The organism is Ornithinibacillus californiensis (genome assembly GCF_001038485.1).
Classification (GTDB): Bacteria; Bacillota; Bacilli; order Bacillales; family Amphibacillaceae; genus Ornithinibacillus; species Ornithinibacillus californiensis.
The window spans coordinates 1-26,985 of the sequence record NZ_LDUE01000063.1 but is presented as its reverse complement, the minus strand read 5'-3'; the positions used below and the strand labels follow the sequence as shown (position 1 = coordinate 26,985).

Sequence of the window (26,985 nt, the reverse complement as noted above, 5' to 3'; positions counted from 1 at the left end):
TTAATTTATTTGGGTTAATGCAGCTTATCCCACTTTATTTCACATTACCAATACTATTTTTCTGTATATATTTTACTCTTTTTTCTTTTACCCATAGAAATAAATACCGTGGACGTATGAGGTAGTATTTTTCATTTATCTACAAAAGAATAGCCAGCGTTGTTAAACTAATAAAGAATGGATGGTCATTTGACCATCCATTCTTTTATTTATTTAGTAAAAGCTGTTCAAACTCAGTAAGTTTTGCTTCAAATACATCTAAAGCATCCAGAATTGGTTGTTTAGACGTCATATCTACACCAGCTTTTTTCAATACTTCAATCGGATAATCACTGCTACCAGATTTTAAGAAATCAAGGTAGCGTTCAACAGATCCTTCTTCCCCACCAAGAATCTTGCTAGCTAATGCAGTTGCTGCTGAATATCCAGTTGCATATTGATATACATAGTAATTGTAGTAGAAGTGAGGAATTCTAGCCCACTCTAAGCCAATTTCTTCATCGGATACAACGTCTGGACCGAAGTACTTCTTGTTTAATTCATAGTAAATCTTAGTTAAATAATCAGCAGTAAGGGCTTCTCCAGCTTGGGCACGTTTATGAATCTCATGCTCAAACTCGGCAAACATAGTTTGACGGAATACGGTTCCTCGGAAACCTTCCAGGAAGTGATTTAAAATGTAAAGCTTTTGCTTTTCATCTTCCAGGTTGTTTAATAGGTAATCATTTAATAATGCTTCGTTCGCCGTAGACGCTACTTCCGCAACAAAGATAGAATAGTTTCCATAACGGTAAGGTTGGAACTTTCTAGTGAAATAACTATGCGCAGAGTGACCTAATTCATGTGTTAATGTAAACAAATCATTAACGCGATCTTGCCAGTTCAATAGAATATATGGGTTAGTTCCATAAGTTCCAGATGAATAAGCACCACTTCGTTTACCTTTATTCTCTTCTACATCAATCCAACGATTAGCAAACCCTTCTTTGATAACAGCAAGATATTCTTCACCAAGTGGATTTATACTTTCTAATACATATTCTTGTGCTTTTTCATAAGGAATGTCCATGTCTACATCTTGTACTAGGGATGTATACATATCATACATATGAACTTCTTCAACACCTAAAACTTCTTTACGTAGTTTTGCGTAACGATGTAATAAAGGAAGTCTTTCATTTACTGCTTCCACTAGGTTGTCATACACTGTTTCAGGAATGTTATTATTATCCAATGCTGCTTGTCTTGCAGAGTCATAATGATGCACTTTTGCATTGAAGTTATGTGTTTTAACAGTACCACCTAATGTAGATGCAAATGTATTCTTAAATTGCCCATAAGTTTGATACATTGCTTTAAAGGCATCTTCACGCACACGACGGTCCTTAGATTCTAGGAATCCTACATAACGACCATGTGTTAAATCTACCTCTTCCCCTTTATCATTCTTTATCGTAGGGAATTTCAAGTCTGCATTGTTAAGCATACCAAATGTTTGAGAGCCAGTTGATAATGCTTCTGAAGCTTCTGCTAGAAGTGCTTCCTCTGTTTCACTTAACACATGTTTACGTTGTCTAATAATTTCATTTAAAACATGCTCATAAAGCTTTAATTCCTCTTTTTGCTCTAAGAAAGCTTTAATAGTAGATTCTTCCATTTTTAAGATTTCTGGTACTAAATAACTCATCGAGCTCTGTGCTAATGTTAGAACATTTTCTGCTTTTGCATTTAGGGCTTGGTAGAATGAATTAGTAGTGTCTTGATCATAACGCATATGCGCATATGTATATAGCTTTCCTAGTCTTGCAGATAATTCATCTTGTAACTTAAGTACGTTATACAAAGATTCAGCAGAATCTGCTACCTTTCCCTGATATTCTGCAACTTGTGGAATATCTTGTTTCAAGCTATTCAGTTCTTCTTCCCATGCTTCATCTGTTGCAAAGATATCCTCTAATCTCCATGTTCTTTCCACGGGCACTTCATTTCTTGACTGAAGCTCTTTTGTTGCCTTTGCCATCGTAATTCCTCCTTTACATCTATCCATATAGTAATTCGGCAAAAATTAAAAAATTCCTACATAATTACTATATTATTTAGTATAACGAATCATTTATGAATCATGCTCGTATTTTGACTTGAATAGTTGTGAAAGTTCGTTCATTATTTTTTTATCGCCTACAATAGCGTCCTCAAGACTTGTGTAATATGGAACTTCATTGCATTTTATAAATACATTACTAGACTTTTGTTTAATAATTTGAAAGTAGGATAATAATTGAAGATATTCAAGAATAGGGTCTCTAGTGGATTTAATCAATGGAGGAACGTGTTTAGAGAGAGATTTTTGTAATTGAAAACGACATGTAAGCAGAGAAAACGCGGAACCTTTTGGAAGAGGATCAATGACTTCTAGACATATACGACTTTGCCAATCCCAAGGCGGTGTATTCATTCTATATTGAGCTATTACAGGTAGATAAATAAGGGAAGATAGATATTCACGATGTGTACCCTTATAATAAATCCATTTATACCAAGCTAGTTCTTTACCATATAATCTTCTTGGTTGATACAATCTAAACCTAGATTTTGCCTTTTTCCATACTTCTACAATAAGGTCATAGGACATAGTGGGGAACTTGAAGAGGTCTAGAAAAGTAATTTTATCGAGCTTTCTAATGGTCAAGTCTGCAATCATTCGATTATTGTTAGTTTGAAATAAATTTGCTGCTGTAATGAAGGTTGTTGATTCGGGATCAAAGAAATATAGAAATGGTGCAGGAGTTTGGTTATATTGCTGTAAAAACTGAAGTGTAAAATGATCAACCTTTAGCATGTTCTTACCAGTACGTTGAAGAAGATTCGCACCTAATATCCATATCGGCTGAATTCCTTCTTGCAAATAGCCATATGTTCTTTTAGCTATGTCTTGAATTGGGATTCTGGAACTTTGAAATTCAATAGCAATTTTCTTACCTTTTATCTTCACAAGAATGTCCGCTCTTTGTTTAATAGGCGATATATAAGCTTCTATTGAGACATCCAATCCTTGTCTCAATAGCCATTGGTAAAGTAATATCTTACCTTTTTCATGGTATTCCCCCTCCCCACGTTCATTCATATGACAGCTCGCTGTACTTTGATGGGCAAAGTGAGCAATCATTTTGGGACCCGCCTTAATAATAACTTTCTCATTACAAGCTGGACAATAAAAGTCGGAGTCAGATCGAAGCTTTTCAATCTCTCCTTTAGTAAACTGGAACAAGGTAAGCAATTTTCCATTCTTAAATTTTGCTTGAAGCAAAAAAATCACCTCCATCATTATATTTCGATAAAGGTGAAAAAAATCCTGCTTATAAAAGAAAAAAAAGATACCTCTCTAAAGGTATCCTAAATATTTGCTGGGAAGTGTGTACGTATATCCGTAAACGTATTTGTATCAATTATTTTCTTACCGTATTCGTCTAACATATGAATGGTAATATTCGAATCATCGCCATATTCAAATACTCTTGATATGATATCCTCTTGTGTATTTTCATCTAAGACATCCTGAGAAAATTCCATATATAGGTAGTACTTGCCATTATAGAAGTATAGCGTTTCTTCTTCACTTCCCGTATCATTTTGGAAATGATGACTCAGCTGAATGACATCTTCAAAGTCGTTAAAGCTCGCAATAATCCATAGGTTTTCTTCAATTAGATTTTCTTCTAATTCATTATTTTCATTTTCACTCTTACCAAACTTATCTTCTAAGAATGATTCAACTTTCTCATCAACCGGGATATCTATTGTAGAGCCATCCTCATCAATTGGAAATTCTAAATTATCTCCATTCTTTGAGAGCTGTGCTTTTGTTACAACAATTTCTAATCCTTTTTCTAAGGCATGAACTTGAATCCATAAAGGGCCATCTACATGAAAGTCTTCTTGATAATTTACCTCGTCCATCATTTGCCAAAATAACTGTTCGCTGCGTTCGCGATTGTACCAAATTTCATCCCGTTCAAAGCCTCGATCTTCAATATCTACATAAGAGATAAAGAATTTGACCGTATTTTCATTAATTCTTTCGATTTCCATGTAATTCTCTCCCTTCTTTTTTAAATAGGCAGAGCTAGTACTTACCTTATCTATTGAAACAAGAATTCCTATTCTTATATATATTGTATGTTAGCATATTGCATAATGAAAATTAATATGCCTAGATATCATGATTTAAAATATTATTTTAACTTAATTTAGTTATTTTGTCACCTATAAAACAAGATATCAAAAGCGCAGATCAAAAATAGATCTGCGCTTTTCATTTTTAATCCACACGATTACGATTAGTTCACCATACGTCTAGCTTCTTCTAGGTGAAAAGTTCGTACTGTTCTTGGTAAAAACCTACGAATCTCATCTTCATTATAGCCAACCTGTAGTCTTTTTTCATCTATTATTATAGGTCTTCTTAATAACCCTGGGTGCTCTTGAATTAGAGTGTATAACTCCATTAAAGGCAGTTGATCGATATTTATATTCAGATTTTGGAATACCTTTGAACGAGTAGAAATGATTTCATCCGTACCATCCTCTGTCATACGAAGTATCTCTTTAATTTCTTCTAACGTTAAAGCTTCTGAAAACATATTTCGCTCCGTAAAAGGAATGTTATTGTCGATTAACCATGTCTTAGCTTTTCTACAGGATGTACAACTCGGTGAGGTATAAAGTGTTACCATCTTACTTCACTCCTCATGACTATTTACAAATAATGTAAACTTAATTAGTTATTAAATTATAATAAGTTTAAATAACTTATTAATATAAGTATACTATATCTGTCAAGTATATAACAGATGCTTCAACCTTATTTATCTATGTCACAAATTATACCCTTTTAATTCTAAATTACCCTTATTTCTATTTGATTAAACCCCTCCCCTGCCAATTACATACCGTTATGTTATGTTTTCTAACATAAATATCTTAAAAAATAAATTTTTCCTTGTTTTTTTAGAAAAAAACCTTTATTATAATATTTAGATAAAATTAAATGTAAGGAAACCTAACACAAGGAGGGGAGCACATGAAAAAAATAGAAGCAATTATACGTCCCGAAAAGTTTCAATCTTTGCATAGCAGCTTGAATGAATTAGGCATCGGAGGGTTGACTATTACAGAAGCTGCTGGTACTGGTAAACAGATTGGTCAAAAAGGTCTATTCCGAGGAACTACTTTTCAAATTCAATTATTACCTAAGCTAAAAGTAGAAACTGTTGTTGAAGACAGTCAGGTAGAGGACATTGTGAAAATTATTATTGGAACGTGTAGTACCGGAGAAATTGGCGATGGAAAAATATTCATACACCCTATCGATGAAGTAATTAGTATCCGAACAAAGGAAAGCGGAGCTCGAGCATTTTTGTAAGTCAATAACTTATCTTAATAAGGAGGGGTTTTAATGAGTACTGAAGAATTAGAATTAGCGATTAACCTTGTATGGATAATGTTAGGTGCTATTCTTGTATTCTTTATGCATGCAGGTTTTGCGATGGTTGAATCTGGGTTTACCAGATCTAAAAACACATTGAATATTTTAATGAAAAATTTCCTAACGATTAGTGTTTCTGCAATATTATTCTATACCATTGGATATGGATTAATGTTTGGTGGATCTACTGGTTCTTTAATTGGATTAGGTGGATTTTTTCTCAGTGGTGTGGAAGATATTGGGTTCTTTGTTTTCCAAGCTATGTTTATTGCAACCTGTGCAACCATCATGTCAGGCGCAGTAGCTGAACGAATAAAACTCGGTAGTTATATTCTAATTGTTGCTATCATGACATCTATTGTCTACCCTGTTGTTGGAAATTGGGTTTGGCAAGGAGATGGATGGTTAACGAATTTAGGTTTTACAGATTTTGCTGGATCTACTGTTGTTCATTTGACTGGTGCTGTAGGAGCACTTATGGTTGTACTCATTTTGGGACCACGCTTAGGAAAGTATAACGGTAAAAAGATTAATGTTATTCCTGGCCACAATATCCCCCTTGGTGCACTTGGAGTTTTTATTCTTTGGCTTGGATGGTTCGGTTTTAACGGAGGCAGCACATTAGCAGCCGATTTAACGTTAGTACCTATGGTAATTGGTACAACATTATTATCCACTTCAGCCGCTGTAGTATCGAGTGCTCTTTATACCAAGTTTAGATATAAAAAAGTGGATGCATCCTTAACTTTAAATGGCGTATTAGCTGGATTAGTTGGGATTACTGCAGGATGTGCAGAAATATCGCTTGGTGGAGCTATTTTAGTTGGATTTATTTCAGGTGTACTTCTTGTGGAGGGAATTCGATTCTTTGATGATAAGTTAAAAATTGATGATCCCGTTGGAGCTATTACAGTACACGGACTACTAGGTATCTGGGGAACTCTTGCAATTGGGTTATTCTCTACTTCTACTGGCCTTTTTTATGGAAATGGTTTAACACAACTTGGAATTCAAGCAATAGGCATACTTGCTGTCATCTTCTGGGTCTCAATTACAATTGGCGGATTCACTTATGTATTAAACAAAGTGGCACCAATACGTGTATCCAAAGAGGAAGAAATTGCTGGACTTGATTTCTCGGAGCATGGATCCAATGCATATGATTTCAAGGATACATTATTATCAGGTAATGAAATAGATTTACCACATACAAGACTTGGATTGGCAGACCGCTTAAATAGTATTCCAGTCGGGAAACCCGAAGAAAATACTATAACTTAAAAGAGTCACCCATCAAATATAAAAGCCGCTTCCCATTACTTTTCTTGGGAAGGGCTTTTTATTACTTCACTTGATTTTTTTCTAGTCCGGCTAAAATATCCTGAGACTCCCTGTCTTCATCATATGTTAGCACTTCATCCACAGGCTGATAAGCCTGACCATACAATTCTTTATCCTTATACGTATGAATGGATTCATACATTTTTCTCATCTGTTCGAAGATTACTTCCTCCGATTCATCATTTGGAGACCAGTATAGGATTTCCATTGCATTTTCCTCATTCGTAGCCAAGGAACGACGGTTGTAACCGATTGACTGAGCATGTGTGAATCCTTCTCGCTTATAAAAATGCAAACGTTTTTCAGTATCGGTATCGTCATAATCAACTGGTTCTACCTCAAGAATTATCGGCTTGTTTCTTCGCTTTAGTTTTTCGATTAACTTATGGCCGATTCCTTGTCCTCTTGTTTTTGCAGAGACCCACACATAATCAATAAAAATAAACGTATCAAACTCTGCATACATTAGCACATGAGATGGTCCTTCATCCTTATGATAAACGTCACCTTTTTCTTTTAATAAAAGCTCCATATGCTCTTTTGATTTCATTTCTTCAATTGGAAAATACTTGCTTAATTTCTCATACCAATCCATGGATCTACTCCTTCGTCTGTTCTAGTAGTAAGTATAGCGAAAATATATGCTATTGTTAAATGCCTCCTAGGGCTGTTTATTATAAGTATGTGTAGTTAAACGAAAAAAAGCGGAACTTTTATTAAAAGTTTCGCTTTTTTTGATAAATTATGGCGTATAATCAACGTTTTCAGTATATGTGTTACCTGCATTCCAAAGTAGATATTCATTAATTCCATTATCTTGTAGGGCTCTAATTTGAGCTTCTACCTCTGCTTTTCCGTATTGGGTAACTGGAATCCCGGTACCATGGTAGATCCATGGTGCTTCGAAATCCTGGATCCAAGGTCTAGAAACTGGAGGGTTTTCTAATTTAGAAAGTACCTCGTTTTCGACTTTGGCATATTCTTCCGTTAGGCGATATGGCTCCGTATCTGGAAACGGAATACCAAAGTAATGATTAGACCAGTGACTAGGGTAGATCATAGATGAGATTACATCTACATTTTCAGAAATCTTGGAAAAGTTTTGCCCTATTCCAGGAGCTTCTGGTATCGTAGCTGAATATCCAAAAATATCAACTGAAACGTCAATATCATATGGTTCTAATTCTTGTCTAGCATAAGCAACAAAGTCTGTTACTGCCTGAACACGTCGTTGAACATTATCTATTTCGCTATTTTCGTATTCACCTTGAGAGTAACCTAGCTCACTATCACGACGTTCAAAACCCTCAGGAAAACGGACATAATCAAATTGAATCTCTTGGAATCCCATCTCTGCAGCCATTTTTGCAATTTCTACGTTATGATCCCATACTTCTTTCAAAAATGGGTTAACAAATGACTCTCCGCGAGGATTTTTCCATACAGAACCGTTTTCTGTAAAGGATAAATCCGGTCTCTTTTGCGCTAATACACTATCCTTAAAAACAACAATTCTTGCTATTGGATAGATTTCATTCTCTTCAAGTGTTTTCATCATTTCTTGCATATCTTTTATATAATTTTGACCGATATCTGCAAATGGTGAATCTTCACCTGGCTTAAAGGTAATATAGCCATGATCATCTTTAATATCAATAACCATTGCATTCAAGTCTGAATTATTTACTAGATCAATTAGTGTATTGAATCGACTTCCTCCTGCTGAATGCCCCGTTACATAAATCCCACGAACAGCGTCTGGATAGTTAAATTGATATCCTGAATCGAATACGAAACGTTTTAAATCCGTATTCTCCTCTAGCAATTGGATTGATGTCTGTCTTTCCAAATGATCAGTAGCAAATAATTCTTCGTCCCCACTACTTTTTTCTGGTATTGCAAACGGAAGGGAAATAACCAGTAGGAGAACAACTGGGATTAAAATTCTCTTAAGTTGTTTGTTTTTCATTCTATCAATCTCCTAATCAATTAGTTAAGTTTGCTCCCGTGAAGTTGAACTCAACTTTTCGATTGCAACACTTTAAATCTATTATAATGCAGAACTAGTATAATTTGAATGGCAAATACTAGATTTTTGTCATTTTTTCAGATAGATTGTCGAACTTAAGAGTTGCTATATTTTATTATTAATTCTATTTTTGATAGGTTGAAAAAATACCAACCGTCTACGCGTCTCAAAAACGTGCTAATAATGGTAAAAAAAGTACATGAAATGGATTCCCATTCCATGTACTTATAAGTACTACATCTTATGTTTCTTCTAATTCAGATTGATCGGTAAATACATATTGGACAACATATAATACCATGATAGCTGTGATAAATATAAATCCCCAACCCAGTACTTTTTGTTGGTCCACTAGATAGTTATTACAAATCTGTATAGGAGAATCTAAATATAACCATCCCATCAGTGCGAACATAGATAAGTAGTTGAGGTAAATAAATATCCTTCCTAAATCATTAATTTTCCCCCAACTATCCACTAACAAGATACCTGAAATAGGTAAACTAACAAATTTAAACAGTTCATACATCGGAAATGTTAGAGCTTCATCCAATGTTCTTGGCAACATCCAAAACATCGTTATAGCTACAAATAGAATGATTCCAGGAACACCATTATCATTCGATAAAATAAATACCTTAGGGATTTTGCTAATCATATAATCCCCTAGGAACCAGCCAGCAATAATTAGTAAAGGTAATTGCACCAGCATATGAATAATCATGATGGATTCCATATAAACCCTAATTGGAGGAATTAGTAGTATGAGTAAAATTGAACTACCTATTATTAAAGGTTTTTTCATTTCACTATCCCTCCATATCATTCTGAAGTGTATTAACTACCTTAACAGCAGCTTCGTCAATCTTTTTATAATCCATCACTTCTAACAATTCTCCATCCCTTCCAACAAAGTAGAATGCAGAATTATGGCTATAGCCACCATAGCCGTCTGGAATTACGATAACACCAAATTCATCTAATAAAGCTGTTAATTCATTCTCATCCGTGATACGTGCCATTCTCCAAGTTTCCCCATCACTATTGAAGAAAAATTGGTATTTTTCTAAGGTAGCTGGGTCATCTCGTTCTGGATCAAAGCTGATACTTAAAAAGACTATCTCTTCACCAAGAAGTTCTTTAGGAACTTGTTGGTACACCTCAGCTAGATTCATCTCTAACTGAGGGCAAACATCTGTACAGGAAGTATAAATAAACGTTAGAAAGACATATTTACCCTTGAATTCCGTAAAAGGATACACTCGGTTCATACTATCTTCCAATGTTACATCTGGGAAAGAAGGTTTCTCTTCCAGAAGCCGATACACCCTGGCACTTTCTGCTGTAAATGCTTGGAAGCCATTTGTTCCAACGTAGAATAATAGGAAACTAATAATTATACTCAAACACAATATTAAGAAATTATGCTGTTTCTTGTTCATTCATATCGCTTCCCAGTGTTCCTCTGTTTTTCATATACCGTACGAAATGAATAATGAAAATAGAAGTTGCGATTACTAGAAATACTCCTGCGATTGCACCGAATACTGCTGGAGTCATCCAACCTGGATAATGAATAGCCCATCTTCTTGGTGTGCTTAAAGCACCTGAGACTAGAAACTGAGCACTTACGGAGAAGATAGCTAATGCATAACACCAAAATGCAATTTTATCTAGTTTTGATTCTTTTACATTGCTATCAATCTTAGCTAAATAATACATAAAGGAAAATAACATAACGACCGCACCTAATCCCATGTACATATGGAAATGTCCTGGTACCCATTTCGTATTATGCATGACATGGTTAACAACAATCGTAGCATCAACTATTGCTGGTACAACCCCTACTGTCCAACCAAACATCGAAAGAAATGCTAACCCTGATGCCATATCCCACTTAATTCCTGATTTGTGAACAACCTGTAATGCTCCATAGGCAGTAACAACTAGAACTGGTAAGCCATTAGCATAAGATAAAGCTTGTCCCATGATAAGCATCCATTTTGGCATTGCGAAGTCCATTAACATATGGTGTGTATAAATTAGTAAAGTGAAAACTGTTGACATTGTCCATGCAACTAGGAAAAGCTTCGTAACAGCCCACTTACGATTTGCATACTTCGGTAATAGTTCATAGACAACAATAACAGCCATATAGATAATCGCATTCGCGAAGATATGTCCAAATGCATAAGTTAGGTTTTTAGCTAACAAAGGATCAAATGTAAATGACGGATTGATTACATTGATTATGTTCATAATTAAAACGGTTGCACCAGCGATTAGAGCTGACGTATTAACAATCGTAACCATTGTACTGGCTACAACAACTTTAGGCGGTGCATCTTCTAATCTCTTCTTACCAGAAATAACATCCCAGCCCAATCCTTTACCTAGACTTCCGTATGTTTTAATAATTGCTCTTCCTGTATCAATATATAATAATAAGAAACCTGTTCCTAAAATTAGCATTCCGATAAGGTATAATAGTGCACCTATTGTACCCCATGCACTAGCTGAAATGGCTGGTAGTGGATATAAGAATGTCCATGCACTTGCAAATTTAAATGAGAAAACTCCGACTACAACCATTACAACACCTATTAAAACTAATGCTAAAAACCAAATAAAGACTTTTCTAGATAAATTCACATAGCGACTTAAGAAATACCACATCACTCCTGCCGCAGCTAGTGCTGCTGCACCTATCATACCGGTACCATGAATAGTTAAGAATTGATAGAACATGGCATCTGATACACTAATGACTCCCCCTTGTGCAAGAAGCATTAATATACCGAATATCATCATAGCTGCAATAACAACTCCACCAATTACTAACGAGGTTCCAATTAATTTATTATTTGATTTAGGCTTATTATTTCCAATTACAGTACTCATGTCATATTCTCCTTTCTTTATTCTGTAACAGTTAATTCACTTACCATGTAATGGTGAGCAGTTCCACAATATTCTAAGCATAAAATTTTATAAGTTCCTGGCTTTGTAAACGTAATATATACTGTATTGGTGTATTCTGGCATGGCTTGTGTTTGAGCAATAATTGTCATATCCTCATCGTAAATACCAAAACCATGATTGACGTCTTTACTTGTTACATCAAATTCGATTGGCTCCCCAACTTTAAATTCAGTTTCACTCATCAGCCAACCAAACTGTACTGCTTCCACATCTACTACAGTAGGATCTTGCCCTTCACCGTAAATTGGTAAATCATAAGGTAGTTCTCGCAATGTATAGATACAAACTACTAATAATATTGTGACGAGGGTTGTTGCATACACTTTCCTAGCCTTATTCCATTTCTTTTTAATAGGCTCATAATCACTTTTCTCTTTTGACTTCCACGCAACTACTGCATAAACAACTACAACTAAACTCATAAAAACTAAACTTGTTACCCATGCTGCTGTTTGAACCATTTTAATACCTCCCCATTATTGAAGAATAGTTTTTCTGCCATTATCATATCGATTTCAAAATTAAAATCATGTGAAATAAGTCACACTTATCCATGTATGTGCAAAGAATTTTTAGTAGTTTTTTACTAGATAAGATTAATTTGACTGTTACCGGGCAAATTACTAGAGAACCTATGCATATCATCATAAGAAAGGAGACGAAGAATTGGATAAACAATTATGGATTGTTATTGCTGCTGTTGCAATAATCACTGCTGTGGGCTTTTTTGCATTTCAAAGTATGAATGAAGAACATACCGAGCAACCAGCAGGAGAAGAAGCCAAAGATGAAAATGAACAGGCTGAAGGGAATAATGAAAAACAGCCAGCAGACAATCAAAAAGACGAAGCACATAGTTCCGTCCAACATATGGACTATACTGGAGAAGTTGCTCCGAAGTTTTCTGCTGAACAATTAATGGAGCCACCTACCGAAAATTGGTTGACAAATGGTGGGGATATTTATAATCGAAGATATTCTCCACTAGATCAGGTTGATGTATCCAACGTTAGTGATTTAAAGCTAGAGTGGGTGACAAGTTTAGGCTCTGGACTCGAATTTAAATATTCAGGAGAACAAACACCACTTGTCTATGATGGCGTCATGTTTAGTATTACTGGAGCTGACGTTGTACAAGCACTTGATGCTACTACTGGAGAAATCATTTGGGAATATACACCTCAACTTGCAGATGGACTTGACACAGCTTGTTGTGGATGGATAAGCCGTGGTGTAGCTATTGGTGATGGAAAAGTCTATGTTGGTTTACTAGATGCAAGACTTGTAGCACTTGACCAGAAAACTGGTGAAGTCGTTTGGGAAACACAAGTTGCCGAGTGGGATAAAGGTTACACCATTACAAGTGCTCCACTATATTTTGATGGAAAAGTTTATACAGGGATAGCAGGTGGGGAATATGGTATCCGTGGATTTATGGCGGCTTTCGATTCTGAAATCGGTAGAGAAGTTTGGAAAACGTATACAATCCCAGCACCAGGAGAACCAGGGTCAGAAACATGGCCGGATGATAATGATAGTTGGTTAAAGGGTGGTGCCCCCATTTGGCAGACACCTGCTGTAGACCCTGAGTTAAACATGATATATTTTGCAACAGGGAATACATCTCCTGACCTTGATGGTAGTAACCGAGAAGGCGACAATTTATATGCTAACTCTATGCTAGCATTAGATGCTGATACTGGAGAATATCAATGGCATTTTCAACAAGTTCATCATGATATATGGGATTTAGATCCTGCAAATCCAGTTACGCTTTTTGATGTAGAAATTGATGGACAAACGAGAAAAGCAATAGCTGAAACAGGTAAAACTGGTTGGGTTTACTTATTAGATAGAACTAATGGAGAACCATTAATTGGAATCGAAGAACGACCAGTTCCACAAGAAGAAAGACAAAAAACATCACCTACACAACCTTACCCAGTAGGAGATGCTTTAGTTCCACAGACTATTACAGAAGAAGATATTGAAAAAGATTTACCTGAGGATTTTGAAGGAAAAGTTGGCGAACTATTTACTCCTTTCTGGGACGAGCCAATAACGATTACTCCTTCACCACAAGGTGGCGCCAACTGGCCTCCTTCTGCTTACAACCCAAATACAGAACTATACTATGTACAAGCTAATAGTAACTATTTTGCTTATGCACATTATGCCGAAGATGAAGCTAATAAATTTGTGGAAGGTAAAGAATGGATTGGAAGTATCTGGCAGCCTGTTGAAGGTGGACCACAACGTGGATTTATTACAGCTGTAGATGTAAAAACCAATAAGATCGTATGGCAAAATGAATGGGATACGATTGCATTCAGTGGTCTATTAACAACGAAAGGAAATCTTTTGTTTACCGGTCATAATGATGGGCGTATTATCGCATATGATGCAACATCTGGTGAGCAGTTATGGGAATTCATGACCGATGCTGGGGCCAATGCACCACCAATGACGTATTCTATTGATGGTAAGCAATATGTCTCCATTTTTGCGGCAGGAAATTCCTTAGGTGGCACGCAACACGGAGATAAGATATATACCTTCTCATTAGAAGGAGAGTATGCTTCACTTGAGGATATCCCAGAAGACGCCATTAACACGTCACCAATTGCTGAGAAAGATACTGATAATGAAAACAGTGAAGGACCAACAGGCACAGAAGGTGGAGAAGTGGCTGAAGAAGGTCTGAAAGTATTCGAGAACAATTGTTTATCTTGTCATGGTGCTGAAGGTGTTGGTGGTCATAATGGACCGAACCTTAATAATTTAGAGATGAGTGACGAAGAAATAATCGCAAAGATCAAAAAAGGTGGCGGCGGAATGCCTCCATTTGAAGGAACATTATCTGAAGAACAAATCGAAGCTGTAAAAGAATATCTAAAAACCATAATGAAAGAATAAAAAAATCAAGGATACCTAGAGGGTCAGTCCCTCCTAGGTATCCTTATTTTTATTTTAGTTTGCAGTTTTTTCTGCAAGAGGAATGTGAATCAGACGATCATCCTTATCTGTTGGTTCACCACGGTTATCATGATTACTTGTAATGACAAACATTGCATCCTCTTCTATAAACACATCACGTATTCTTCCCGCTTCATCATAGAAATCGGCAATTGTTTCTGAATTAACATCGAATGTGAAGATTTTCTTGCCCGCTAGGGAAGAAATAAATAACTTTCCATCAGTAAATGCCATACCAGATGGTGCCCAAGTACTATCTGCAGAATGAACTACTGGACTTACCATATCTTCAGCCTCTTCATCTCCTTGAATAACCGGCCAACCATAATTTTTACCAGCTTCAATTAAATTAATCTCATCATGACCATCTTCCCCATGTTCAGAACTATATAGATTACCTTGAGGATCCCATGCTAAGCCTTGTGAATTTCGATGACCATACGAGTAGACGTAAGAATCTTCGAACGGATTATCTACAGGAATATCTCCATTCAGTTCCATCCGCAATATCTTTCCTGCTAGACTGTCTAACTCTTGTGCTAAATCAGACTGTCCAATGTCACCAGTGGTTGCATAAAGCTTATTATCTGGTCCAATCTGAATCCTTCCACCATTATTCATATCTCCACCAGGTATATCATCCAAAATCACATTTTCTTCCTTCCACGTAGATTCATCTAGGACAAGTGATACAATTCGATTGGCCATTTCCCCATCTTTATCGTAGCTATGGAATGCGAAAGCTCGTTTAGATGTTTCAAAGTCAGGAGCTAAAGTAAACCCAAGAAAGCCAGCTTCTCCTTCATGAAGAATCTCCTCTGAAACTTGAACATCTTGCACTTCGACTAGACCAAAATCACCATCAATCTCCACTACAGTTCCATCCCTTTGACTCAAATAGAAGGTGCTAGCATTTTTACTAATTGTCCACGGGATGAATAACTTATTAGCATTAATATGTCCATCATCTGATGCTACTACTTCAATCGAATCCTCAAACACCTGGACTGCATCTTGTTCTTCATTCGGTTGTTCTGTATTAGTACTTTCTTCTGGTGTGTTAATAACAAATAGGAATATTAATGCTACAACTAATAGTCCTCCTATCAAACTAACTAAACCATATCTTTTCAATTCTTTCACCTCTTAATATTTTTCTCCGTATTTGACGAAGATTGTTATGATAGTAATTATTTCCAATATTCAATAGGATATACATATTTTCATAGAAATGATTACTATTTTCACAGAATGAAAGAACATCAAAAAACTAACCTATCTCCGTCTTTGGAATGAACAGGTTAGTTACATTAGTTTACATCTATTATTTAAGAACGGAACGAATCATATGGATGGAATCCCACTCCCCTAAGGAGAAGTATGTAATTGGATACTTCCGTTTAAATAGCTTTGTCTGTATTTCCTTTTCGGTATAGCCTTGTTCTTTTAGAGTAAGAACATTTCCTCGAAATTCCTTTAAGTAATTGAGTTTTTGCTTTAATGATTGCCGTCCATTTTTAACGTAACCAGCGTGACAGCAATACAGTTCCTCAAATTCAAAGGTTAAAACCTTTTCAATAGACGCAATAATTGTTGGTACACTTTCTTCTCTAAGTGTGACATTCGTTTTCGGTTGGACATACAAATCACCTGAAAAAAGTTGCCCTGTACTTCTATTGATGAATGAAAGGTGGTCCCTTGCATGACCAGGTGTCTTAATAACATCCCAAGTAGCAGTACGAGAGGAGAAGCTATTACCTATTTGCTGTGCTTGGAAAGGCTCCCTCCTTCCCCAGAAAACTTTGCGATATAGTGGGTAATCTGCTTTTTGTCCAGATTCCGCTACGGTAAGTTCATTCATAAATATTGGTACATTATATTCTTTTTGAAGAAAGGAAGCTCCGCCAATATGGTCCTCATGGGCATGCGTAATAACAACTTTATCAATATCCGCTTCTGCAAAGAAAGGTTTAAATTCGTTAAGTAACCTTGGTGCTCCAGTATCAATTAACACCCCATCTACTTCAAAACAGTAAGCATTTAACCTCATATTTACCATGGATACATAACCATTTATAAAACGAACATTACTTTCCTGACCAGTATATGAATTTGTCTTTATCACCATAAGTAATCAACCCCTAGTTGTTCTTATACTATCTTAAGAATAGCACAAAATGAATGGTGATTCATATTTTATCTTTATTAATATGTTTGTTTTTTAATGTGAAGAACAAACTAGGTATAACTAATTTAATAGGAGGTTATCTATGGAGTTTTTATTGATTGCTGGAATTATCATTTTACCAGTTGTTATGTTATGGATAGTAAATATATGGGGGAATTTCCGAAGCTTCTTTAATGTGACTGCCGTTCTATCTGCAATGATCTTTGGCATTATCTCTTCTATTTCTGTTCATGAAGTGATTGTTAATCAGACAGTGATGATGACAACCATTCATGCAATTTTCCTAAATCCGTTCTTTATCATTTCTGGTTCTTACTTAGGTCTTTATCTTCTCTATCGGTTATTGATAATACTTTTCAAGGAAAAAGAAGAGCCATACAACAAATAGTATGGCTCAACCTTTCAATTAAAGATCTTTGTCTTCCTTCTTAATTTCTGAGAAGTCTTCTTCTTCTCCAAATTCAGTTCCATAATTTAATCTTCCGGTTGCAGTAGTCCTATTATCTTCTCTAGCTGGCTCAAACAAATACGGAATACTTAATAGTCCAGCTAAACCAACTAATGAATAGACAATTCTAGATAATAATGAATCTTGACCACCTAAGAGTGTTGCAACTAAATCAAAATCAAAAAGTCCTATTAATCCCCAATTGATGGCACCGATTATTGCTAAAGTAAGTGCTATTCGTTTTAACGTATCCATTTTTTCACCTCCTAATAAGAATCGAAATTAAGCTAAGTTTTTCTATGACTTTTTATTTATAGTCATGTTTATCTTCTGCCATTTTCTATTTCTTCATACACAAAAAAAACGATTAATTTCTCACAAGCAAGGAATAATGGTAATGAAGTTAAAAAAGGAGTGTAGCATATGATACAACATGAAACGAAAGCCGATATTGAACATATTCTAGATTCTAGTTCAGTTGGTACAATGGCTACTGTTCAAAACAATAAACCACACACGAGATATATGACGTTTTCACGTGATGGACTAACACTTTACACGGCCACAGATAAGGATACACATAAAGTGGATGAGATTAGTAAGAATCCTTACACACATATTCTTTTAGGGTATGAAGGTGAAGGAGTTGGAGATGAGTATGTGGAATATGAAGGCAAGGTTCACATATCTGATTCCGAAGATTTGAGGAGGAAGTTATGGAATCCACATATGGAGAAATGGTTTGACGGTCCAAATGATCCTAATTATATTGTTTTAGAAATTAAACCCGAACAAATTAGTCTAATGAATAAGAAGGATTTAAAGCGAAGAATTTTAGAGTTATGATCGGAACCGAGCTATTTTGCTCGGTTTTGTTAGATACATTTCAATTAGATGAATATCTCCATGTTTTTCTACATTTTTTACACAATCTTCTATGTACTTATAAAATCCGTTTCTTAAATCCTTACTATTCTTACACTAGCGACAGTAATATACTTGTAATCTCGCTCATTATGAAGAATTAGCAAGGTTTACAAATAGATAGAGTTTGTTAAACTAACGACTACAATGATTGAAAGGAGAACAATAAATGAGAAAAAAACTACTAGTAAGTATTTTCTCCATGCTTCTATTATTAGTTGCATGTAGTAATAATGAAGAAGCAAAAGATCAGAAAGTTGATAAAGTGGAGGAAAGTACTGCAGAGGAAAACTCCACACAACCTGAAATGCCTGAGCCTAATTTAGAAAATGTACCTGATGTTGTCGCCGAAGTTAATGGTGAGGAAGTTTCAAAAGAGGAGTTTGAAATGACTTATAAAGGTCAATTTCAACAAGCATTAATGCAAGCACAGATGACTGGTCAAGAACTTGATCAAGATCAGTTAAAAAGCCAAGTTGCAGATGCATTAATTGCGCAAAAGCTGGTCATACAAGAAGCAGGAAAGAGTGGTTATGAAGCCTCTAAAGAAGATATCAATAAAACGATTGATAGCATTGTAGAGCAGAACGGTCTTAAATCACAGGATGAATTTTTCGCTGCTTTAAAAGAGCAAGGCATGGGAAAAGAAGAAGTTCTCTCCCAAGTAGAAACACAAATCAAAGTAGACAAGTTAATTGCTAGCAAGGCTGGAGATATAGAGCCTACAAAAGAAGAATTACAAGCGCTTTATGATTCATATAAAACCCAACATGAACAAGCAAACGGGGAAAAAAGCGAAAAACAAAAGGTACCTTCTTATGAAGAAATGGAATCTTCCTTGAAAGAACAAGCGAAGTCTAACAAACAAATCGAAGTCTATCAAGCACTAGTCGAAGAATTAAAAGCTGATGCTGATATAACAATTAATTTATAAGGTAGGGCTGAAGCCAAAATTCGAACACTATAAAGCAACCTTTTTGGGTTAGTTTTTATAGTGTTCGTTTCATTTATTTCAACTGAAACTTTTTAATTTTATATCAATTACTTCATGTACTTCTAAGTCAACTGGCGAATAATATAAATTATTACTTGCAATCAAAAATAATAATATATATAATAATAAAAACTCAATATCATTAGCAATGAAAAAGGCGTAGTACTCTTTACCCTCTGATTTTTAGAGAACTTGTGGTTGGTGAAAACAAGTATCAAGGTAAATAGGAATTGGACTTTGGAGCTAGAATAAATGAAGTGATCTTAAAAATTAAGATAATTAGGGTGGCACCGCGGGGCATGTGTCACAAAACCACAAAACTTTTTAATTAAAGAGGATAATTTAGAACATATTGTTATAGAATTTACAACTAGAAGCGGGTGATTATACCCGCTTTTGTATAATTGAAATACCAATATTTGATTAAATAAAAACTAGGTTCCCAAAAGAGAGCCCAGTTATCTTTATTCATCACATTTTGCTAACAGTGATTTTATTTCTTTAGAGATTGTTGGATATTCATTTTCCCTGAGCAAACTATGTTTCTTATCAAGAATAATTGTTTCACCATCAAACTCAATATTCTCCATCTCAACCAGACCCAATATTAATTGCGAGTCTTCTGGTTTATTTTCAACAATAAAGGATAGTATCTTATCGAGGTTTGATTTTTCTTGATCCTGTTGATTTGGTGAATCAATAATAATTGGACAAAAAGTTGAAGTTGTATTTTCTTTAATCACTTGAAGAATACTGTAATAATAAGCTAATAACGCTCTCGGCTTACCACTTCCACTTTCATTAATTTTAGAGGTAATTTTTTTATAAGATTTTTCTTCCATTGTTAACACTTCGAGTTTAAGTAAATTACTATGCATTAAATTTAAATATCTATCTTTAATTTGCTTCTGACGCTTTCTATCTTCATATGCTTTTAATTCTTCTTTTAAGCCATCAATTTTCTGTTCATGTGAATAGATGTCATTACTTAATTTACTTACCTCTTTCTCCATTAAAGATTTCATTTCTCTCTTACCCTCGTTAAGAATAATATCTTTTAATTGAATAGCACCTTGTTTTTTTGAGAGGATGCTCCTTATATTATTGGCTTCAATATTATTCTCGTTATAAACTTTATATTCATACACAATTTGTTTTCTGACTTCTTCCCATTCACCATCAAGGCTTATTAATAAATCTTTACAAGTATCTTCATCCTTTGCAATTGCAAACCGCTCAGCAAACGAGTTTTCATATATGTTTCCACAGGTAGGGCATTCAACAGAATCAGTCTGTTCATTCGCATATTCAAGGTCCAATTTTAATTCACTCATGGCTCTTTGTACTATAGTAATCTGTTCTTCAATATGTAGCTTATGATTCTCTAATTCAATAATTCGTTGTTTTAGCTCTGCACCTTTTTTGTTTAGTGCTTCATAGTTAACAAGAAGTTCATCTATCTCTTTTTTAAACTGTTCAGTATCAATAGATACAACATCATCGTTTATTTGGCTATCTATTTTTGTCATAATATTGCCCGAAATAGACCGTTGAGTTTCCAATTCGGATATTTCTTTTTTATGATTACGTATAGAAGCATTTATTTCATAGTATTCATTTGGTCTTATACCTGTATGATAATTAACAATGTCATTACGCCAGTTACTAAATTGAGTTAGTCTGTCAAATCCGGACCAGTTATTGTTCCAACTTGCATCTTGGTCAATATAATAAGGAAGAAAAAAATACGCAGGCGGCGGAATTAATGCCTCACCTTTTTTGTCATTAAGTACAATCTTATAATCTAGTAGTCCTGCCAAAAATGGCCCAATCCCGTTTGTAATTCCATTAAATGTTGCAATCACTTTTTTATTTGCATCAAATACTGCAAAAAATCTCTCTTTACGAAGAATAGAATAATCATCTTTACCAATTGAGAAATCAACTAATACAATTGCATTAGCTGCCTTCCAATTCGGATGAATATCTTTAGGCTCTGTACCAAACGCCCAGTATATACTTTTTATAAGAGATGATTTTCCAGTGTGATTGTCACCTTTTATTACCGTTATATTGGGATGGAAGGTTATTCTTTTCGCTTTCTCTTCTTTGAATGATAGAAGTTTCATTTCTTTTAGTACTAATCTTTTCATAATTTTTCAACCTCAAATTTCTAATTAATCTTCTAAAATTTTCATTCATTTTTGCAGTACTCCATTAGAATTATGACTTTAATATAATGTTCTTTAAATAGCGGATGTGAATTGCTTTTTAAAAGGTACTTTTCATATGCTGGTACAAGAAGATCATTATTTAAACTGTTTACTTCTTTAGTAATGAAACTTTCAATGATATTTGATACTTCAGAAACCACTTTACGTAAAGTAAGATTTGCATAATTCATTTTCTCTACTCTGTATTCATTCCAAGCCCTGTTTAATTTTAAACTTTCGGAAAAAGAAATCCCTTCCTGTGTTAATCTATTCGAGATAAAGGTCCATAATTCTTGATCTCCATCTTCTTCCGAAAATATTTGAACGTGTTCATGGAATTGTTTACGACTTATCCCTTTATGTTTTACTAATTCATCAAAATTTGTAATTTTACCTTCGTAGTTGTTTTTTACTTTGACTTCACTGTATAAAGCATCGTAAATTAAACTAATCTTGTATTTAGAATCTGGATTTTGTCTTTCAATAAACTCCGCCAATTTACCTCTGAGGTAGGTTTCCCTTTTATTTACTAGTAACTCTGATACTTCAAAAAAGGTTATTTCAATAAAATCAGGATTGGCTTTTAAATTATGTTCGTCAATTACCTTTTTGACAATATCTGAAATAGATGAAGTATCTAATTCAGATAAACTAATCTTTGTTTTAGTAAGACTTTTTTCACCACTTGATAATTTCAAATTATAAGTGTAATTGGATATAAAATTGAGAGACAATGTGTGTTCCGGAAATTGCATTTTGCATTCATACATTTTCCCTAAAATCGATAATGATGGGCCATTTTTACCTTGATTTCTTTTTGTAAGTTCTTTAAGAGTCCAGTTTTTAGATGCTGTCTTGATTTGGAAAAAAGACACATTTTCTGGATCTGTATCTGAATCATATATAACAACATCATCATAGTAATCCATAACTAGAAGAAAATCCTCACCAGCTTCGTACATCTCCATCATCTTTAAGATTGCCCAATCTTTTTGATAGTCAAATCTATTTGATGACCTAGGTCCACTCAAATCCCTTGGTTTTATTGAGGTTAAATCCCTTAATTTTATTTTCTCCATACAATCAACTCTATCCATTTCTCATTTTTAAGAATCTATTAATTCTACAATACTAAAAATGGTTAAAATTTTCCATGCTTTTTGGTAATGTTTAGAAGTTTTGCTAAATATAAAGATTATCTTTATTATAATTATAGTATGGGAGATTATACTAAACTAGGCAATTCAAAAGGAAGTAAATAATTCATTCAACCATATATGGTGACCGCAATATCCTAGTCTTGTAATTATTAATATTAGATAAGAAGGGAGTAAAATATGGGAAGTTACGCCACAATAACTGTAAATGGTTCCGAAATATATTCATCTAAAAGCTTTGTAGAACCTGAAGCGATGACCTTATTTAGAGAAACTGATAAAAAAATAGAATACGTTTTTGATGAAGATAATGATTTGGAATACGCTAAGTGCCGATACATTAACAAAATAAAAAACATCAAGTTAAGGCTTGATATTATGGGGTTCAATTTGAAGAACACTGAAAAAGAATTTATTTCAAACAATGAATATAAATATAGTAGAACTTTTAAATCCCCTGATGGAATCAATGATGAGGAATTGTCTGGTTACTCATTTAAAGCATGGCTTGTGGCTATGGATTATATTATTTTTAATAAATTGGATATTTATAACCTAAAAGATAAATTATGTAACTTTGAAAGAAACGATTATCCTATCGAAACTTATATATTAGGAGAACACTTTGACGGTGAGTCCTACTTTGGTTTTATCTCTTCTGATATCAGGTTTGTTATAAGAGGTATTTTGGAACTATTTGATGAAGAAGATGAATTTATATTGGATTACACCGATCTTGTCAACGGAGGATATTATGATGAATTTGACCAATTATGTAATCAATCAATAGATTACTTGTCTAATTCATCCTTAACTAACCAAAAAACTATCATTATAACTGAAGGTTCCTCTGATATAGGTATAATTAAAAGAACAATGAAGGCCCTTTATCCAGATGTATTAGATTACTATTCCTTTATGGATTTTAATACCCCAAAAGCAGCAGGAAGTGCATCATCACTAGTAAATTATATTAAAGGGTTTATTGGTTCAGGTATAAATAATAAAGTTATTGCACTTTTTGATAATGACACCGCCGCAATTGACGCAACCAAAAAATTAAAAAGTCTTAGTATACCTGATAATATCAAGATTTTGCATTTTCCAGAATTAGATATTGCTAAGGATTACCCAACACTAGGTCCAACTGGAACTATAAAAACAAATATAAATGGTCTAGCGGGGAGTATTGAATTATACCTAGGAATAGATATCTTGATTGATAATCAAAAAAATATTACTCCTATACAATGGAAAGGCTTCAACGCTTCTTTAAATCAATACCAAGGTGAACTTATTAATAAGGAAAAAATAATGCAAAAGTACTTTAAATTACTTGATGACATAGAAAAAGGTGATTTTAAAAAATCAGACCATGATTGGTCAGGAATGAAGAAAGTTTTAGAGTTAATATTTAAAGCATTTGATTAAATGGACAGATTACATAAATATATATGTTTTTACTTCAGACAGGAATTAATATAGTGTATATCATAATAGACAATTCTATTTAAAATAGCCTTGAGCTAACAGGCTGTGAATGTTGCATAGCATTGGGCGATGACTTTTTGTAGATAATACAATGATTGGTGTTTATATCGTTTAATCTGCGACATCATACTGTAGAAGTAGCACCTTTAACCATCAATAAATTGTCATCAATAGGCACTTCTCTAAAAGGCTCAAAATATGCCATATTTCCCGTTTTGGGACTGTTTGAGCCATTTAAAAATAAATGTTGATTTTTTTCGGGTTTCTTGTAATTTCTTCTTTTTTATTATATCTAAGATAATAGTAAAAACTATTTCCATGATACGAAACTAAGTGAAAAAAATGAAGGAACCTGAAAAAAATGAAATAAATGAACGATTAGTAATCATTAATAATCATTTTAAACATTACTAATCATTTTAAACATTACTAATAATTATTATCATTATAATAGTTATAAGAGTTACTAACTGTTTTAATGATTATTAAAGGCACTAATAGTTATAATGAAAATTAACCTTTTATAATCATTAAAATAGCCAGCCTATGATAAGCTGACTTCATTTATTTTCCTTATTTCATTAGTTCCATTAATTCCTTTTGCGAAAATGATATGTACTCGGCTCCTACAACTGGCAAATTACTAAGAATAAGTACTTTGGCCGGAAACCTATTGACCCTTGCTCGTCCAATTGCCTGCAATAACTGACTTTCTACCAGATAGAATTGTACTTCCTTTAACAAAGAATCATTACTATATGTAGTAAAATAGTATCGTAGCCCATTCCTTTCTACTGGGATATACTCCATTCTACTTTCCTCTAGACCCATGCGGTACCCTAAAGCCACACTTATTAATAGATATGAAATTGGATTCAGATGCGGAGTTCCAATTACAGTAATATTTTTTCCTTTTAGGTCATCAATTCCCTCTGTATTTCCAAAATATATCTCTTCCTTTTTTCCATTATGGTAGAAATCTTTATATGTAATAATTTCACTATCGGGATTATAAAGTTTCATAAGGTTTTCTGCTAGACACTTCATTTCTAGTTGATTTTCTTTAATTGTAAATCTACTAAAACTCTTAGATGTTACCTGCAGTATACTCCCTGTTGGCTTAACAAGGCCTAAATCAATAAATGTTACTTTATCACCGAATACCAATTTAGATATACTTTCATTTATAGTGGCGCTCAGAATGATAGTCTTTTTACTCTGTGGTAGTTTATTCCTTTGGATAAAATATATGTAGTCTATATTGTGAATTCTCTTCCTAAGAAAATAATCACAATTTAAAAAGCCTAATACATTTGAACTTATGGTAGTTTCCTCCACAATTGTCTGTTCTAGGTCTTTTACAGATGGTAGCAAAAAAGATGACCGTTCTTGAACAATATCCAACGGGGCACTCATTATCATGTTTTGCAAAGTTGTAATAACATCTTTGTTCACTTCGTTATCCTGCAATTTTGTAAATGCAAATACTAAATCGGACACCTTCATTTGAGATATTGGAAAAAGATTGGGTATTGGATCCTCATCGAATATAATAGTTGAATTTGAATCATCATTTGTAAAAATCGCACGTTGATGTGTGGTAAGCAGCAATTCTTTTTTAGAGGATTTCACTTTCTCCAAGTCTTGGAGAAAATCAGATACATCCTCATTTTCATTGGAAATCTGTCTTAAAAATTTATTTACTGTCCTGTATGCACCAATATTGTATAGGTGTTCAATTTTTTCCGAAAATGGTTCCTCAAGTAAAGGTAATTCTGGAACTTTTATATGCTTAATATTTTTGTCTTTTAAGCGCATGGAAACCTCTTGTTTCAATTTATGTGTAGGAAAAGCGATACTAAAATTATACTCTTCTGCAAAGTTCACAATTGCTTCTGTTTTACCAATTCCAGTTGGGGCTTTTACTACATATACAGGGGTTGTCAAATAAAGTGTGTAAGTTCTAATACACACTAGCTATATTTGAGAACCCTATCCTTCAATCGTTCATTCATTAATAGTTGGTTTAAGGCTAGAGACCAGCCTTGAATAAAGCCGCCACCATTCCACTTATTTTCTAATTCTTTCACTCTTAAATACAGTACTTTAAGTAGGGCATTTTCGTTGGGAAATGCTCCTTTTTTCGTTACTTTTCTAAAACTAGAGTGGATACTTTCTACTGCGTTAGTTGTATACATGATTTTACGGACAGCACTACCGTAGTCAAATAATTGTTCTACATGTTCAAAGTTTCTTTCCCAGACATCTATAGCTCCAGGATAGGCAGACCATTGTTGCTTAAAGGATTCAAACGTACTTTGACAGGCCTTTAGACTTTGAGCTCCATAAACCTTCCTTAAAGAAGATGTAAAAGCTCTATAATCCTTATTTGGAACATATTTAATGGAATTACGAATTAAATGGACAATACATCTTTGGACAGTGACATCAGGGAAAATAGAGCGAGCTCCTTCTTCTAATCCAGATACACCATCCATGGAAATAAAGAAGATGTCTTCAACTCCTCTTGCCTTAATTTCATCAAAGATTTGCATCCACTTATGCTTGCTTTCTGTTTCATTTAGCCACAAGCCAAGGATGTCTTTTTTGCCCTCCATTGTATAGCCCAAAATAGTATAAACGGCATACTTTTTAGTTTCGTATTGATTGCGTATGGTTGTATACATACAGTCTACAAAAACAAAAGGATAACATTCATTTAAAGGACGACTTTGCCAGTCTTCTAGTTCAGGC

The 26,985-nt window shown here is 34.2% G+C and carries 24 protein-coding genes; 7 read left to right on the top strand and 17 right to left on the bottom strand.

The features are described 5' to 3' along the window. Positions 1-205: 205 nt before the first annotated feature. From pepF to spxA, 4 genes are all read right to left on the bottom strand, one after another. Entirely contained in the window at positions 206-2,020 is a 1,815-nt protein-coding gene (gene pepF, locus TE34_RS16410; RefSeq protein WP_047985905.1) for an oligoendopeptidase F, read from the bottom strand. Positions 2,021-2,113: 93 nt separating this feature from the next. Beyond that, complete coding sequence (locus TE34_RS20345) at positions 2,114-3,307, bottom strand: competence protein CoiA (RefSeq protein ID WP_053075113.1); 1,194 nt, start codon at positions 3,305-3,307, stop codon at positions 2,114-2,116. A gap of 86 nt (positions 3,308-3,393) precedes the next feature. Next, positions 3,394-4,089 carry an adaptor protein MecA gene (mecA, locus tag TE34_RS16400; RefSeq protein WP_047985904.1) on the bottom strand — a complete coding sequence of 232 codons (696 nt, stop codon included), beginning with the start codon at positions 4,087-4,089 and terminating at the stop codon, positions 3,394-3,396. A 248-nt stretch (positions 4,090-4,337) separates the two neighbouring features. After that, a complete protein-coding gene (gene spxA / locus TE34_RS16395) occupies positions 4,338-4,733 on the bottom strand; it encodes a transcriptional regulator SpxA (protein ID WP_047985903.1) in 396 nt (131 codons plus the stop codon). 347 nt (positions 4,734-5,080) lie between these two features. On the opposite strand from spxA, the gene TE34_RS16390 reads away from it, so the two are divergent. Next, positions 5,081-5,422 carry a P-II family nitrogen regulator gene (locus TE34_RS16390; protein WP_047985902.1) on the top strand — a complete coding sequence of 114 codons (342 nt, stop codon included), beginning with the start codon at positions 5,081-5,083 and terminating at the stop codon, positions 5,420-5,422. Between the two features lie 33 nt (positions 5,423-5,455). Continuing rightward, a complete protein-coding gene (locus tag TE34_RS16385; protein ID WP_047985901.1) occupies positions 5,456-6,766 on the top strand; it encodes an ammonium transporter in 1,311 nt (436 codons plus the stop codon). A gap of 61 nt (positions 6,767-6,827) precedes the next feature. On the opposite strand, the gene TE34_RS16380 is transcribed toward TE34_RS16385, so the two are convergent. From TE34_RS16380 to TE34_RS16355, 6 genes are all read right to left on the bottom strand, one after another. Beyond that, positions 6,828-7,421 (bottom strand): GNAT family N-acetyltransferase, encoded by a 594-nt coding sequence (locus tag TE34_RS16380; protein WP_047985900.1) that lies wholly within the window; start codon positions 7,419-7,421, stop codon positions 6,828-6,830. 147 nt (positions 7,422-7,568) lie between these two features. Further along, positions 7,569-8,795, bottom strand: coding sequence for a putative glycoside hydrolase (locus TE34_RS16375; RefSeq protein WP_047985899.1), 1,227 nt, complete (start codon positions 8,793-8,795; stop codon positions 7,569-7,571). A gap of 301 nt (positions 8,796-9,096) precedes the next feature. Next, on the bottom strand, positions 9,097-9,660 hold the full coding sequence (locus TE34_RS16370) for a hypothetical protein (protein ID WP_047985898.1): 564 nt from the start codon (positions 9,658-9,660) through the stop codon (positions 9,097-9,099). 4 nt (positions 9,661-9,664) lie between these two features. Then, positions 9,665-10,297, bottom strand: a complete 633-nt coding sequence (locus tag TE34_RS16365) for an SCO family protein (protein ID WP_047985897.1) — start codon at positions 10,295-10,297, stop codon at positions 9,665-9,667. Continuing rightward, the gene (locus TE34_RS16360; RefSeq protein ID WP_047985896.1) at positions 10,278-11,759 is read right to left on the bottom strand and encodes a cbb3-type cytochrome c oxidase subunit I; all 1,482 of its coding nucleotides are present in this window, start codon (positions 11,757-11,759) and stop codon (positions 10,278-10,280) included. Before TE34_RS16360 ends, TE34_RS16365 begins: the two co-directional genes overlap by 20 nt. A gap of 17 nt (positions 11,760-11,776) precedes the next feature. Continuing rightward, a complete protein-coding gene (locus TE34_RS16355; protein WP_047985895.1) occupies positions 11,777-12,301 on the bottom strand; it encodes a cupredoxin domain-containing protein in 525 nt (174 codons plus the stop codon). Between the two features lie 205 nt (positions 12,302-12,506). Between TE34_RS16355 and TE34_RS16350 the strand changes: the two genes are divergently transcribed. Beyond that, positions 12,507-14,756 carry an outer membrane protein assembly factor BamB family protein gene (locus tag TE34_RS16350; RefSeq protein ID WP_047985894.1) on the top strand — a complete coding sequence of 750 codons (2,250 nt, stop codon included), beginning with the start codon at positions 12,507-12,509 and terminating at the stop codon, positions 14,754-14,756. Positions 14,757-14,810: 54 nt separating this feature from the next. Here TE34_RS16350 and TE34_RS16345 read toward each other — a convergent pair whose 3' ends face one another. After that, positions 14,811-15,950 carry a PQQ-dependent sugar dehydrogenase gene (locus TE34_RS16345; RefSeq protein ID WP_047985893.1) on the bottom strand — a complete coding sequence of 380 codons (1,140 nt, stop codon included), beginning with the start codon at positions 15,948-15,950 and terminating at the stop codon, positions 14,811-14,813. Positions 15,951-16,140: 190 nt separating this feature from the next. Next, on the bottom strand, positions 16,141-16,944 hold the full coding sequence (locus tag TE34_RS16340) for an MBL fold metallo-hydrolase (protein ID WP_047985892.1): 804 nt from the start codon (positions 16,942-16,944) through the stop codon (positions 16,141-16,143). A 142-nt stretch (positions 16,945-17,086) separates the two neighbouring features. Between TE34_RS16340 and TE34_RS16335 the strand changes: the two genes are divergently transcribed. Further along, entirely contained in the window at positions 17,087-17,392 is a 306-nt protein-coding gene (locus tag TE34_RS16335) for a hypothetical protein (protein ID WP_047985891.1), read from the top strand. Positions 17,393-17,410: 18 nt separating this feature from the next. On the opposite strand, the gene TE34_RS16330 is transcribed toward TE34_RS16335, so the two are convergent. Further along, entirely contained in the window at positions 17,411-17,707 is a 297-nt protein-coding gene (locus tag TE34_RS16330; protein WP_047985890.1) for a DUF378 domain-containing protein, read from the bottom strand. Between the two features lie 168 nt (positions 17,708-17,875). Here TE34_RS16330 and TE34_RS16325 point away from each other — a divergent pair, with 168 nt between their 5' ends. After that, the gene (locus TE34_RS16325; RefSeq protein ID WP_047985889.1) at positions 17,876-18,298 is read left to right on the top strand and encodes a pyridoxamine 5'-phosphate oxidase family protein; all 423 of its coding nucleotides are present in this window, start codon (positions 17,876-17,878) and stop codon (positions 18,296-18,298) included. A 247-nt stretch (positions 18,299-18,545) separates the two neighbouring features. Next, a complete protein-coding gene (locus TE34_RS16320; RefSeq protein ID WP_047985888.1) occupies positions 18,546-19,310 on the top strand; it encodes a SurA N-terminal domain-containing protein in 765 nt (254 codons plus the stop codon). Between the two features lie 524 nt (positions 19,311-19,834). On the opposite strand, the gene TE34_RS16315 is transcribed toward TE34_RS16320, so the two are convergent. Beyond that, on the bottom strand, positions 19,835-21,523 hold the full coding sequence (locus tag TE34_RS16315; RefSeq protein ID WP_047985887.1) for an AAA family ATPase: 1,689 nt from the start codon (positions 21,521-21,523) through the stop codon (positions 19,835-19,837). A gap of 41 nt (positions 21,524-21,564) precedes the next feature. Continuing rightward, positions 21,565-22,662, bottom strand: coding sequence for a DUF4297 domain-containing protein (locus TE34_RS16310; RefSeq protein WP_047985886.1), 1,098 nt, complete (start codon positions 22,660-22,662; stop codon positions 21,565-21,567). Positions 22,663-22,920: 258 nt separating this feature from the next. Between TE34_RS16310 and TE34_RS16305 the strand changes: the two genes are divergently transcribed. Further along, positions 22,921-24,171 carry a HEPN/Toprim-associated domain-containing protein gene (locus tag TE34_RS16305; RefSeq protein ID WP_047985885.1) on the top strand — a complete coding sequence of 417 codons (1,251 nt, stop codon included), beginning with the start codon at positions 22,921-22,923 and terminating at the stop codon, positions 24,169-24,171. Positions 24,172-24,804: 633 nt separating this feature from the next. On the opposite strand, the gene TE34_RS16300 is transcribed toward TE34_RS16305, so the two are convergent. Together TE34_RS16300 and TE34_RS16295 are read right to left on the bottom strand one after the other, a co-directional pair. After that, positions 24,805-26,205, bottom strand: a complete 1,401-nt coding sequence (locus TE34_RS16300; RefSeq protein WP_047985884.1) for a hypothetical protein — start codon at positions 26,203-26,205, stop codon at positions 24,805-24,807. After that, the coding region (locus TE34_RS16295; RefSeq protein ID WP_047983079.1) for an IS256 family transposase at positions 26,205-26,985 on the bottom strand (781 nt) is incomplete at its 5' end. The genes TE34_RS16300 and TE34_RS16295, both read right to left, overlap by 1 nt.

Coding starts and splice junctions, on each gene's coding strand:
- TE34_RS16310 (WP_047985886.1), bottom strand. CDS start 22,662: ATGGAGAAAATAAAATTAAGGGATTTAACCTCAATAAAACCAAGGGAT.
- TE34_RS16305 (WP_047985885.1), top strand. CDS start 22,921: ATGGGAAGTTACGCCACAATAACTGTAAATGGTTCCGAAATATATTCA.
- pepF (WP_047985905.1), bottom strand. CDS start 2,020: ATGGCAAAGGCAACAAAAGAGCTTCAGTCAAGAAATGAAGTGCCCGTG.
- TE34_RS16370 (WP_047985898.1), bottom strand. CDS start 9,660: ATGAAAAAACCTTTAATAATAGGTAGTTCAATTTTACTCATACTACTA.
- TE34_RS16375 (WP_047985899.1), bottom strand. CDS start 8,795: ATGAAAAACAAACAACTTAAGAGAATTTTAATCCCAGTTGTTCTCCTA.
- TE34_RS16340 (WP_047985892.1), bottom strand. CDS start 16,944: ATGGTGATAAAGACAAATTCATATACTGGTCAGGAAAGTAATGTTCGT.
- TE34_RS16355 (WP_047985895.1), bottom strand. CDS start 12,301: ATGGTTCAAACAGCAGCATGGGTAACAAGTTTAGTTTTTATGAGTTTA.
- TE34_RS16390 (WP_047985902.1), top strand. CDS start 5,081: ATGAAAAAAATAGAAGCAATTATACGTCCCGAAAAGTTTCAATCTTTG.
- TE34_RS16365 (WP_047985897.1), bottom strand. CDS start 10,297: ATGAACAAGAAACAGCATAATTTCTTAATATTGTGTTTGAGTATAATT.
- mecA (WP_047985904.1), bottom strand. CDS start 4,089: ATGGAAATCGAAAGAATTAATGAAAATACGGTCAAATTCTTTATCTCT.
- TE34_RS16315 (WP_047985887.1), bottom strand. CDS start 21,523: ATGAAAAGATTAGTACTAAAAGAAATGAAACTTCTATCATTCAAAGAA.
- TE34_RS16325 (WP_047985889.1), top strand. CDS start 17,876: ATGATACAACATGAAACGAAAGCCGATATTGAACATATTCTAGATTCT.
- TE34_RS16320 (WP_047985888.1), top strand. CDS start 18,546: ATGAGAAAAAAACTACTAGTAAGTATTTTCTCCATGCTTCTATTATTA.
- TE34_RS16360 (WP_047985896.1), bottom strand. CDS start 11,759: ATGAGTACTGTAATTGGAAATAATAAGCCTAAATCAAATAATAAATTA.
- TE34_RS16385 (WP_047985901.1), top strand. CDS start 5,456: ATGAGTACTGAAGAATTAGAATTAGCGATTAACCTTGTATGGATAATG.
- TE34_RS16335 (WP_047985891.1), top strand. CDS start 17,087: ATGGAGTTTTTATTGATTGCTGGAATTATCATTTTACCAGTTGTTATG.
- spxA (WP_047985903.1), bottom strand. CDS start 4,733: ATGGTAACACTTTATACCTCACCGAGTTGTACATCCTGTAGAAAAGCT.
- TE34_RS16330 (WP_047985890.1), bottom strand. CDS start 17,707: ATGGATACGTTAAAACGAATAGCACTTACTTTAGCAATAATCGGTGCC.
- TE34_RS16380 (WP_047985900.1), bottom strand. CDS start 7,421: ATGGATTGGTATGAGAAATTAAGCAAGTATTTTCCAATTGAAGAAATG.